The 11005-nt window shown below is 32.6% G+C and carries 13 protein-coding genes; 5 read left to right on the plus strand and 8 right to left on the minus strand.

Features of this window, described 5'->3' with window-relative positions; translation table 11 throughout:
- From fusA to rpsL, 3 genes are all read right to left on the minus strand, one after another.
- Nucleotides 1-1437: elongation factor G (gene fusA, locus ACH2BP_RS09335; RefSeq protein ID WP_395059228.1), on the minus strand; the 1437-nt coding region annotated here is incomplete at its 3' end.
- Between the two features lie 10 nt (nt 1438-1447).
- Complete coding sequence (rpsG, locus tag ACH2BP_RS09340) at nt 1448-1924, minus strand: 30S ribosomal protein S7 (protein ID WP_395047919.1); 477 nt, start codon at nt 1922-1924, stop codon at nt 1448-1450.
- Between the two features lie 26 nt (nt 1925-1950).
- Entirely contained in the window at nt 1951-2334 is a 384-nt protein-coding gene (rpsL, locus tag ACH2BP_RS09345) for a 30S ribosomal protein S12 (protein ID WP_011963473.1), read from the minus strand.
- A gap of 224 nt (nt 2335-2558) precedes the next feature.
- Here rpsL and ACH2BP_RS09350 point away from each other — a divergent pair, with 224 nt between their 5' ends.
- The 3 genes from ACH2BP_RS09350 to ACH2BP_RS09360 all read left to right on the plus strand — a co-directional run bounded on the left by ACH2BP_RS09350 (nt 2559) and on the right by ACH2BP_RS09360 (nt 6087).
- Entirely contained in the window at nt 2559-4160 is a 1602-nt protein-coding gene (locus ACH2BP_RS09350) for a hypothetical protein (RefSeq protein ID WP_395059230.1), read from the plus strand.
- Between the two features lie 130 nt (nt 4161-4290).
- A complete protein-coding gene (gene rlmB / locus ACH2BP_RS09355; RefSeq protein WP_395059232.1) occupies nt 4291-5025 on the plus strand; it encodes a 23S rRNA (guanosine(2251)-2'-O)-methyltransferase RlmB in 735 nt (244 codons plus the stop codon).
- 9 nt (nt 5026-5034) lie between these two features.
- Complete coding sequence (locus tag ACH2BP_RS09360; protein WP_395059234.1) at nt 5035-6087, plus strand: hypothetical protein; 1053 nt, start codon at nt 5035-5037, stop codon at nt 6085-6087.
- 4 nt (nt 6088-6091) lie between these two features.
- Here ACH2BP_RS09360 and ACH2BP_RS09365 read toward each other — a convergent pair whose 3' ends face one another.
- Nucleotides 6092-6856, minus strand: a complete 765-nt coding sequence (locus tag ACH2BP_RS09365; protein ID WP_395059236.1) for a rhomboid family intramembrane serine protease — start codon at nt 6854-6856, stop codon at nt 6092-6094.
- Between the two features lie 228 nt (nt 6857-7084).
- On the opposite strand from ACH2BP_RS09365, the gene ACH2BP_RS09370 reads away from it, so the two are divergent.
- Nucleotides 7085-8362: a replication-associated recombination protein A gene (locus ACH2BP_RS09370; protein ID WP_395059238.1), complete on the plus strand. Its 1278-nt coding sequence runs from the start codon at nt 7085-7087 to the stop codon at nt 8360-8362.
- Nucleotides 8352-8474, plus strand: coding sequence for a hypothetical protein (locus ACH2BP_RS09375; protein ID WP_395059240.1), 123 nt, complete (start codon nt 8352-8354; stop codon nt 8472-8474). The genes ACH2BP_RS09370 and ACH2BP_RS09375 overlap by 11 nt, the downstream gene beginning before the upstream one ends.
- Before the next feature lie 11 nt (nt 8475-8485).
- On the opposite strand, the gene ACH2BP_RS09380 is transcribed toward ACH2BP_RS09375, so the two are convergent.
- From ACH2BP_RS09380 to ACH2BP_RS09395, 4 genes are all read right to left on the minus strand, one after another.
- The gene (locus ACH2BP_RS09380; RefSeq protein ID WP_395059242.1) at nt 8486-9253 is read right to left on the minus strand and encodes a hypothetical protein; all 768 of its coding nucleotides are present in this window, start codon (nt 9251-9253) and stop codon (nt 8486-8488) included.
- Between the two features lies 1 nt (nt 9254).
- A complete protein-coding gene (locus ACH2BP_RS09385; protein WP_395059244.1) occupies nt 9255-9941 on the minus strand; it encodes a YjjG family noncanonical pyrimidine nucleotidase in 687 nt (228 codons plus the stop codon).
- A gap of 3 nt (nt 9942-9944) precedes the next feature.
- The gene (gene radC / locus ACH2BP_RS09390) at nt 9945-10634 is read right to left on the minus strand and encodes a DNA repair protein RadC (protein WP_395059246.1); all 690 of its coding nucleotides are present in this window, start codon (nt 10632-10634) and stop codon (nt 9945-9947) included.
- Nucleotides 10634-11005, minus strand: a 372-nt coding sequence (locus tag ACH2BP_RS09395) for a hypothetical protein (protein ID WP_395059248.1), incomplete at its 5' end; no start/stop codon positions are given. The genes ACH2BP_RS09395 and radC, both read right to left, overlap by 1 nt.

An 11005-nucleotide genomic window follows, 5' to 3' on the forward strand; every position in this document is an offset into this window, starting at 1 on the left:
GATATCTAAGTGAAGTTCACCCATACCTGATATAATCGTTTGACCTGAAGCTTCGTCAGTTCTAACAGTAAATGTTGGATCTTCTTCAGCTAATTTAGCTAAAGCCATACCCATTTTATCTACGTCAGCTTTAGTTTTTGGCTCGATAGCGATACCAATTACTGGCGCTGGGAATTTCATAGACTCAAGAATAATTGGGTGTTTTTCATCACACAATGTATCTCCAGTTTTAATATCTTTAAATCCAACTGCCGCCCCAATATCACCTGCCTCGATATACTCGATTGGGTTTTGCTTGTTAGCATGCATTTGGTAGATACGCGAAATTCTTTCTTTGTTTCCAGAACGCGTGTTCAAAACATAAGAACCTGCATCCAAACGACCTGAATAAGCACGGAAGAAAGCTAAACGACCTACGAATGGATCAGTAGCAATTTTAAACGCTAAAGCAGCGAATGGCTCTTTAACATCTGGCTTACGTAATATTTTAGTTTGATCTTCTTCTAATAAATCAGCATCATCAGGATGAATCCCTTCGATACCCTCTTTATCCATTGGAGAAGGTAAATATTTACATACAGCGTCCAACATAAATTGAACCCCTTTGTTTTTAAATGAAGATCCAGCAATCATCGGAATGATAGCCATATCCATTACAGCTGCTCTTAAAGCCACGTTTATTTCTTCTTCAGTAATTGAAGATTCGTCTTCCATGAATTTTTCAAGCAAATTCTCATCATAAGAAGCTACTGCCTCGATAAGAATTCCTCTGTATTCTTTAACTTCTTCAAGCATGTCCTCTGGAATAGGCACAATCTCGTAAGTTGCCCCCATACCTTCTTCATCCCAAACAATAGCTTGGTTTCTTACTAAGTCAACAACACCTTTGAAATCATTTTCCTCACCAATTGGCAAAGTGATCGCAACTGCGTTAGATTTCAGCATATCTCTTACTTGTTGACAAACCATCAAAAAGTTAGAACCTTGTCTATCCATTTTATTAACAAAACCGATACGTGGCACTCTGTATTGATCAGCTAATCTCCAGTTAGTTTCTGATTGAGGCTCAACACCATCAACAGCAGAAAATAAGAAAACCAAACCATCAAGCACACGCAAAGAACGGTTTACTTCAACTGTAAAGTCAACGTGTCCTGGAGTATCGATAATATTAAAGTGATAAGGCAATGTTTCAGGTAAAACTTTACCTTGAGTAGTTGGGAAATTCCATTCACAAGTTGTAGCCGCAGAAGTAATTGTAATACCTCTTTCTTGCTCTTGTGCCATCCAGTCCATTGTTGCAGCACCATCGTGTACTTCACCAATTTTATGTGATTTTCCTGTATAAAATAAGATACGCTCTGTTGTTGTTGTTTTACCAGCATCAATATGAGCAGCAATTCCTATATTTCTTGTGTATTTAAGTTCTCTAGCCATTTCTTAAGAATTAAAATCTAAAGTGAGAGAAAGCTTTGTTAGCTTCTGCCATTTTGTGAGTATCCATTCTCTTTTTTACAGCAGCACCTTCTTCTTTAGCCGCAGCTAAAACTTCCGAAGCTAACTTTTGAGCCATAGATTTTTCATTTCTTCTTCTTGAATAAAGAATCATCCATTTCATCGCCATAGAAATTTTTCTATCCGGACGAATTTGCATAGGAATTTGGAATGTTGCCCCACCTACTCTACGACTACGTACTTCTACGTGAGGCATAACGTTTGTAAGTGCATCTTTCCAGATTTCTACTGACGATTTTTCTTGATCTTGCTTCTTAGCCTCTACGATATCCATTGCATCATAAAACACTTTGAAAGCTGTTGATTTCTTACCATCCCACATTAAGTTGTTCACAAAACGTGTTACCAGCTGGTCATTAAACCTTGGATCTGGTAAAAGTGGTCTTTTCTTTGCCGCTCTTTTTCTCATTTCTTTTTCTTAAAAGTTTTTAAAAATTACTTTTTAGCCTCTTTTGGGCGTTTTGCTCCGTACTTAGATCTTCTTTGTGTTCTTCCTGCTACACCTGATGTATCAAGCGCACCACGAACAATGTGATACCTAACTCCTGGCAAATCTTTTACCCTTCCACCTCTGACTAATACTATCGAGTGCTCTTGAAGATTATGTCCTTCTCCAGGGATGTAAGCATTTACTTCGTTTCCATTTGTTAAACGTACACGCGCTACTTTACGCATTGCAGAGTTTGGTTTTTTTGGAGTCGTAGTGTAAACACGCGTACAAACACCTCTTCTTTGAGGACAAGAATCTAGGGCAACCGATTTAGACTTCTTAGTCATTTTGGTTCTTCCTATTCTTACTAATTGTTGAATTGTTGGCATAATTAAATACTAAAAATTACTTGTTTATAAAATTCCCGCTTTTTACGGGGTTGCAAATGTATAAAATATTTTTGACGAAACAAACCATAATTCATTAATTTTCAATGTTATTATTATACATTTGACTTTAAATAAGAAACAGTGCGATTTTACGTTACTTTAAATAAAAAAATAATTTGAAATTTCTTTTATCTATTATTACGCTATTCATTTGTCAAAACATTTTGGCACAAAATTCTTATTTGCAAATAAAAGGAAGCAATGAAAGCGAAAATAAAACAATCGATTCCTTGACTTATAGCAAAAAACATGTCAATACAAAATCACTTATTGATGAAGTAAACTCTCTTTCTGATAAATTATTAAAAAATGGTTATTTGACTTCTAAACACGAGGAAGCCATAAAAGTAAATGATTCTACATTTCTATTTAATTATAGTATTGGATTAAAAAATAAATCTTTACATATATATATAGGTGAAAATTTTGAATTATTAAATTTAAAAAGCGAAACATTAAAAATACAACTTTCCGAAACCGAAAACTTCATGAATACAACTTTGCTCTTATTAGAAAAGAAAGGATATTCGCTAGCGAAGTTACAACTGATTAATTTTAAAAAAGAAAATAACGAACTTTTTGCCGATTTAAATTTAGCAGCAGAAAAAATTAGAACGCTCGATGATATTGTAATTAATGGTTACGATAAATTTCCTGCAGGACACAAAAAACAAATTAAAAGACTATACCGAAACAAAGTCTTTAACCAAGAGAATTTAAAGAAAATATATACCGATTTTGGAAAGTTCCGATTTGTAAGCCAACCTAAATATCCTGAAATTTTATTTACCAAAGATTCTACAAAAGCTTACGTGTATCTCGAAAAAACAAAACCTAATACTTTTGATGGCTTTATTGGATTTACCAATAACGAACAAAAAAAAGTAATAATAAATGGCTATCTCGACCTACAATTGCAAAATATTTTGAATGGTGGCGAAAAGATTTCTCTCTATTGGAAAAGTGACGGAAAGAATCAGAAAACCTTCAATGGTATGATTGAAATTCCATATATTTTTAAAAGTCCATTGGGATTGAAAGCACAATTAAACATTTTCAAACAAGATAGTTTGTTTCAAAATACACAAACAACAATCGATTTAGGTTATTATTTCAATTATAACACCAAAGTTTTTTTAGGTTATCAAAGTGCTGAATCTAGCGATATTCAAAACACAAATAGCACTACAATTAGCGATTACAAAAACTCATTTATTACCACACATTTAGATTTTTCGGTTTACAATCCAGACGATTATTTATTCCCCGAGAAAACCCAAATTTATTTTAAGCTTGGAACAGGAAAAAGAGATTTAGAACTTAGCAGCAATAAACAAGTTTTCGCAGAATTAAACCTGAGTCATAATTTTTATTTAAACAAGAAAAACATCGTTAACATAAGGAGTTTGAATCATTATTTAAACAGCGAATCCTATATAGTTAATGAATTACATCGTTTTGGAGGCATAAATTCCATTCGCGGTTTTAACGAAAATAGTTTACAAGGTAACACTTTCAATTCTATTTTGACAGAATATAGGTACGTTGCCAATTCCAGTATTTACATTCATTCAATTATCGATTATGGTTATTACCAAGATAAATCCTCCAACACATCTAACAGTTTAGTTGGTTTGGGTTTCGGATTTGGTTTACTCACAAAAAATGGAATTTTCAATTTAGTATATGCTAACGGAAGCACGAAAGAGCAAGCTATTAAGTTATCTAATTCGATAGTTCATATTAGCTTCAAGGCTAGATTTTAAAGTAGACTTCTTAGATTTTTAGATCCTTAGATTACTTAGATTGTCAATAAATTGTATTCAAGAAGTATAAAAGTCTAAAAATCTAACCAATCTAACAATCTAACTAATCTAAAAAAAGTATCTTTGCCATATGGAAAAAGAAAACCAAATATTTGGAATACGTGCGATTATCGAAGCTATAAATGCTAAAAAAGAAATTGATAAAGTCTTTATACAAAGTGATGCGCAAAGTGAATTGATGCAAGAATTACAAAAATTGATGAAGAAAAACAGCATCAATTTTTCCTATGTTCCTGTCGAAAAACTAAACAGATTAACTCCCAACAACCACCAAGGTGCAGTCGCAACCATTGCTCCTATTACGTTTCAGGATTTAGAAAAACTAATAGATACCGTTGTAGAAAGTGGGAAAAAACCTTTGTTTCTTATCCTAGACCAATTGTCTGATGCAAGAAACTTTGGCGCAATTATTCGTACCGCCGAATGTACTGGTGTCGATGGAATTATTGTGCAAAAACAAGGTTCAGCTCCTGTAAACGGAGATACGGTAAAAACTTCTGCTGGCGCTGTTTTTAATGTGCCTATTTGCAAAGTTGATCACATAAAAGACGCTGTTTTCTTACTACAAGCTTCTGGTATAAAAATCGTCGCAGCTACTGAAAAAACAGAAAGTAATATTTATGATATTTCACTAAATGAAGGCGTTGCTATTATTATGGGAAGCGAAGATCGTGGTGTAAATCCTTCAGTTTTAAAAATAGTAGATGAGAAAGCTAAGTTACCAATGTTCGGAACTATTGGTTCGCTAAATGTTTCTGTAGCTTGTGGCGCATTCCTTTACGAAGCTGTTCGCCAACGTTCATAAAACTAATTTATGGCTCAAAAAGATGTCAAAATAAAGTTTAGAAAAGAGAATTATCGCATTTCTGATGAATTATTTCATTATTTAGAAAAATACGGTCGTATCACAAAAACCAGCGTTTTTTATGATGATTTACTTCGGTTTTCTGGGTTTATTAATCTAGAAGACAAAGATGGAAACGACACTTTATGGCATCGCGTTTATTACCCAGAATTTGAGCAACAAGAACTCGAAGCAAACATCAATAAAATATATACTTTGCTTCATTCTGATGGCGACGTGAAGACACTTCCTTATCTTCATGTCGATTCTATCGATTATTGCACTTTTGGGAATTCGAACCCATTTAGAGTAAAAGTAAGGAATATCTTGAATGATAATTTTACTAATTTTTATATAAAAAAAGCGGATGCTTCTCGTATATATGGATTAGAATTGGAAGAAATATTATCGCCTAACCGAATAAATTATTTGGTTTACAAGGACACACTTATTGAGGAGCATATTATTGGAATTCCTGGAGATATTTTCATAAAACAAATACTTCCAACTTGTACCGAACACGAAAAAGCACAAATTGCAAAAGAGTTTGTTAAGTTTAACGAACGCTGTATCATTGGTTTATTAGGCGACATGCGATCCTATAATTATGTTATAATTCCTATTCATGATTTTGACCATGTCGAATTCCGTATTCGTCCCATCGATTTCGACCAACAATCTTATGAAGGCAATATAAAAATATACTTCCCGCAGTTTTACAAAGAAAATTTTCAGATGGTAAAACTGGTTATCGACAAGCTTAAACCAAACTCGATAGAACAATATAGAAAAGAAGTTCGCTCGGCAACTGTAAAACGAATTCATGGACAAGAAACAAGATTCGAAGAATTGATTTCTATCATGAAAAAAGAAGAACTCGCTCCAATTGAACATATAGAATCATTAAAAAAATCGCTCCAAAGATTTACCCACGATATGAAGTTTAAAAAATGTAAAACTATGGGTGAAATTGTAGCAACTGGCCTAGATTATATTTTAAAAAATTATAAAAACTCATTTTAAATTATTATTTCGTTTCATTAAAGAAATAAACCACCGAAGCATTGTCAATAGAAGTATTAGAAATTCTTAAATCTTCATTAGCACTTTCCTCGATTTCTTGTCTCTTTATTGGTGCGAAATTTCCATCTTCGTCAAAATGTTTCATAAATTCATCTTGACTTGGATCGAAATCTGGATGTTCCCAATCATATTTTATGTGCTTTTGATATTTATCAGTTTTAGTATAAAAAGCCAATAAATAACCTGCAATAAATCCTGAAAGATGTCCTTCCCACGAAATATTTTGTTCCGCTGAAGGAAATACAAACCAGATCATTCCGCCGTATACAATTACTATTGCTAAAGACAAAGCAACTAATCTAAAATATTTAGATTTGATTCCTTTAAAAAAAATAAAACTCACCAATACATAAATTAATCCGCTGGCGCCAATATGATAATTCTCTCTTCCTATTAGCCAAGTTCCAAATCCTGATAGAAGAGCACCCAAAATCAGAACCTGTAAAGATTGATTTCGATAAAAGAAACGCAAAGCTGCTACTAAAATAAATATCGGAATAGAATTATTAAACAAATGCCCTATATCTCCGTGCAAAAACGGACTAAGAACAATTCCTTTTAGTCCGGAAACTGTTCTTGGCAAGATTCCGAAATGAGAAAAATCACCCGGAAAAATAATTTCGATAGTGTAAACCAACCAAAGTGACAACACCAGATATAATGGCCATGCTAATACAGATGCGGAAAATTTGAAATCAGTTTCTTTCATAGAAGATAATAGATGATATACTAAAAGATAATAGATTATCTCAAATATTTAGCCAAAGTTAATTTAGTGATATTTTGTCATAATTAACCAAAAACGCACGATTAAACTCGATTGTTTCTTCCTAGCCCAGATTACAGTGGAAATCCTTTTCTTTTTTTTCTTTAAAAAAAGAAAAGATTGTAACGGAAAGCTGTAATAGCTTCAAATAAAAAATATTATTTTTACACCATGGAAGCACCATTAGCAGAGCGAATTCGTCCGCAAAATTTACAGGATTATATAAGTCAGTCGCATTTAGTTGGCGAAAATGGCTCGTTGACTCATCAAATTGCGAAAGGAATTATTCCGTCGCTAATTTTTTGGGGACCACCAGGCACGGGAAAAACGACTTTAGCTCAAATTATTGCACAAGAAAGTAAACGTCCGTTTTATATCTTGAGCGCCATAAATTCTGGTGTAAAAGACATTCGTGATGTGATTGAAAAAGCCAAACAAAGTGGCGGATTGTTTACAGCTAAAAACCCAATTTTGTTTATCGACGAGATACATCGTTTTAGTAAATCACAGCAAGATTCTTTATTGGCAGCTGTCGAAAAAGGTTGGATTACACTAATTGGAGCTACAACCGAAAACCCAAGTTTTGAAGTCATTCCTGCTTTATTGTCAAGATGTCAGGTATATATTTTGAATGCTTTTTCGAAACAGGATCTCGAAGCGCTTTTACATCGTGCGATGACCACTGACACTTTTTTGAAGACAAAAAATATCGAATTAGTCGAAACCGAGGCTTTACTTAGGCTTTCTGGTGGTGATGGACGCAAACTATTAAATATTTTCGAACTAGTTGTAAATGCTACGAGTGAAAATCCTATTTTGATCACCAATGAAAAAGTAATGCAGCTAGTTCAGAAAAACACTGTTTTATATGATAAGACAGGCGAGCAACATTACGATATTGTTTCTGCCTTCATCAAATCTATTCGCGGCAGTGACCCAAACGGAGCAGTTTACTGGCTTGCTAGAATGATTGAAGGCGGAGAAGATGTGAAATTTATTGCACGAAGAATGCTTATTTTATCTTCCGAAGATATTGGTAATGCCAACCCAACGGCTTTTATTATGGCCAACAATACTTTTCAGGCGGTATCAACAATTGGTTATCCTGAAAGTAGAATTATTTTGAGCCAATGTGCTGTTTATTTAGCTACTTCCCCTAAAAGTAACGCGAGTTATCTAGCTATTGGCGAAGCCCAAAAAGTGGTAAAACATACTGGCGATTTGCCTGTTCCTATTCATTTGCGAAATGCTCCAACAAAACTCATGAAGGAATTGGGCTATGGTGATAAATACAAATATTCTCACGATTACAGTAATAATTTTGCCGAACAAGAATTTTTGCCTAACGAAATTTCGGAAACTGTTTTTTACAATCCGGGTAATAATTCTCGCGAAAATGGCACTAGAGAATTTTTAAAAAACAGATGGAAGGAAAAATATGGATATTGATGAATTAACAACATTATACTTTAATCCAATCATAAATATCATTTGTCATTCTAACGAAGGAGGAATCTCATTACTAGCTTCTCTTTATGAGATTCCTCCTTCGTCAGAATAGCAAAATATACACTAAAATTTAATATCTAATTTCTCTGAAATTAATTTTCCATTGTCTAAATATTCGAAAAACCAAACCTCATTTTTAGCAAAAATAACACCATTTTTTCCATTTTGATTACACAGGTAAATGGCATTCCTAGTTGTTTTGTACAGCACTAATTCTTGTTGATTAGCCTGGTTTATTGCTTTTACAAATGCTTCGTTTGTTGCTAGTTTGTCACTTTTTGTAACTTTTTCATATGTTACACCTGCTTCCGATTTTATGACTTTAGTAACTTCAGTAGAAACATTTTCTACATCATGAGATTTTAATTTTTCTTGCGCTTCATCATCATAATAGGTTTTTCCCGAAAACTTATATTTAGCTTTATCGAAAGATTTTAAAGTTAAAAGTAAAGCTTGATTATAAGCTTTTGCTAATTCCTTTTCTCTACTTTCACCTAAATCAGTGGTGAATAAAACAACCTGTTTACAATCTTTAAACTCAATTTTTATTTTTGTGGAAAACATCGTATTTTCTTCGATAACATTTACAAAAACTTTATTGCAATTGTAATCTAAAAATCCTTCCGGTAAAACATCGGACGAAACATAAGCTTCAAATCCTTTTTGCTTTAGAAAAGCTTTTATAGTTGAATTAATTCTGTACTGATTGTCACCATTTTGAAATTGAAATCTTGAAGGAATTATCGCCATTTCATAATCATTCAAAGTTGATTGAGAATAGGTTAGACTTGAAATTAAGGCAAATACGAGTATAGAAAAATATTTTTTCATTTTAAAAAAGTTTTTTTAGTTCTGCTAAGTTAATAATTTGGTTGATACTTTGTGCAACTTCTATTTGATTTGGATTAAAAAAAATTGCTTCTATTCCAAAATCTAATGCACCGTTCACATCTGCATCGAGGCAATCGCCTATCATAATACTTTCGTTTTTTTGAGCATTGGCAACGTTTAGAGCGTGTTCGAAAATAATTGGATTTGGTTTTTTAGCTCCAGCTAATTCTGAATTTGTAATTGTTTTAAAATAATGACTAATATTAGAATTATTTAGTTTTTTATATTGCACTTGGGCAAAACCATTGGTAATTATATGCAACTGATACTTTTCGTATAAGAAATTTAAAACTTCAATAGCATTATCAAATAAATGATTAAAATGCGGCAAGAATTCGATATATTCATCTGAAATTACGTCGATTTGTTTGTCAGTAATTTCTTCTTCCAAAATATCGAAAGTGTCTTTTAGTCTTTTGTAACGCAATTCTTGGTGTGTAATTTTGTCTTTTTGATACAGTTTCCAACACGATTGATTAATTGGTGCGTAAATCTCAATAAAATCATGAATCTTAATATTTGGAAAATAATTGTTTAAAATTCGTTCGAAAGCTAATTCTGAATTTTTATCAAAATCCCAAAGCGTGTGATCTAAATCAAAAAAAATATGTTTTATTCTGTTTTTCATAAACTAAAAAATATTTGCGTCTTGAAAACTTAAATAACCGTTTTCGGTTATAATAATGTGATCTAAAACAGGAATTGACAGTTGTTGTCCCGCTAATTTTAGTTGCTTTGTAATATTTTTATCAGCATCACTTGCTTCGAGTTTTCCTGAAGGATGATTGTGCGAAAGTATAATAGCTACTGCGTTTTGCTCTAATGCAATTTTAAAAACCATACGAATATCGACCACAGTTCCTGTAATTCCGCCTTTGCTAATTTGTGATTTATAAATCACTTTGTTAGCATTATTTAGAAACAAAACCCAAAATTCTTCGTGTACTAATTCACCAATAATAGGCTGCATGATATCGAAAACTGCCTTGCTAGAAGTTATTTTTGCAAGCTCTATTATTTCTTCAGATCGACGGCGCCGACCTAATTCGGCAGCAGCAACGATAGAGATAGCTTTTGCCTCGCCAATTCCTTTAAACTCGGTTAACTGTTTGATAGATAGTTTTCCTAATGCATTCAAATTATTGTCGACACTTGCCAAAATGCGTTGTGATAATTGCACGGCACTTTCCGACCGACTTCCTGAACCAATGAGAATGGCAACCAACTCGGCATCGCTTAAAACTTGTTTGCCTTTTAGCATTAGTTTTTCTCGTGGCTGGTCGTCTTCTGACCAGTTTTTTATTGATAAATTTTCTTGCATTAAAATTTTAATTTATTAACAACTTTAATATTATGATTTTCAAGGACAGTAATAAATTCCTTTATTTCACTTGATTTTAAATTTATTGAATAAATTTTATAATCGTTAACAAATATTGAATATACAATAATTTTATTCCCACCAAACTTCCCAGTCATAAAAGTAAAGTTGACTTGCCTTATTTGATTAAATTTATAACTTTTATCAAATTTTGATGTAAAAAAAAACCTTCTTATTATTAATTCGTTTTGATTAATAATAAATATTTTAAACCTCCAAAAAGTCCAAATTAAAACAATAAACATAAAGAAAACTAATAACCATTTACCATCAGAATTATCATTTAGGCTTCGAAAAAAAAATGCAATTCC

Origin of the sequence: Flavobacterium sp. (genome assembly GCF_043756175.1) — a bacterium.
In the GTDB taxonomy this organism is placed as follows: domain Bacteria; phylum Bacteroidota; class Bacteroidia; order Flavobacteriales; family Flavobacteriaceae; genus Flavobacterium.

What these genes read in the sequence shown, in the direction of transcription:
- ACH2BP_RS09385 (WP_395059244.1), bottom strand. Translation starts at nt 9,941, where the DNA reads ATGAAAAACAGAATAAAACATATTTTTTTTGATTTAGATCACACGCTT.
- ACH2BP_RS09360 (WP_395059234.1), top strand. Translation starts at nt 5,035, where the DNA reads ATGGCTCAAAAAGATGTCAAAATAAAGTTTAGAAAAGAGAATTATCGC.
- rlmB (WP_395059232.1), top strand. Translation starts at nt 4,291, where the DNA reads ATGGAAAAAGAAAACCAAATATTTGGAATACGTGCGATTATCGAAGCT.
- rpsL (WP_011963473.1), bottom strand. Translation starts at nt 2,334, where the DNA reads ATGCCAACAATTCAACAATTAGTAAGAATAGGAAGAACCAAAATGACT.
- radC (WP_395059246.1), bottom strand. Translation starts at nt 10,634, where the DNA reads ATGCAAGAAAATTTATCAATAAAAAACTGGTCAGAAGACGACCAGCCA.
- ACH2BP_RS09365 (WP_395059236.1), bottom strand. Translation starts at nt 6,856, where the DNA reads ATGAAAGAAACTGATTTCAAATTTTCCGCATCTGTATTAGCATGGCCA.
- rpsG (WP_395047919.1), bottom strand. Translation starts at nt 1,924, where the DNA reads ATGAGAAAAAGAGCGGCAAAGAAAAGACCACTTTTACCAGATCCAAGG.
- ACH2BP_RS09370 (WP_395059238.1), top strand. Translation starts at nt 7,085, where the DNA reads ATGGAAGCACCATTAGCAGAGCGAATTCGTCCGCAAAATTTACAGGAT.
- ACH2BP_RS09375 (WP_395059240.1), top strand. Translation starts at nt 8,352, where the DNA reads ATGGATATTGATGAATTAACAACATTATACTTTAATCCAATCATAAAT.
- ACH2BP_RS09380 (WP_395059242.1), bottom strand. Translation starts at nt 9,253, where the DNA reads ATGAAAAAATATTTTTCTATACTCGTATTTGCCTTAATTTCAAGTCTA.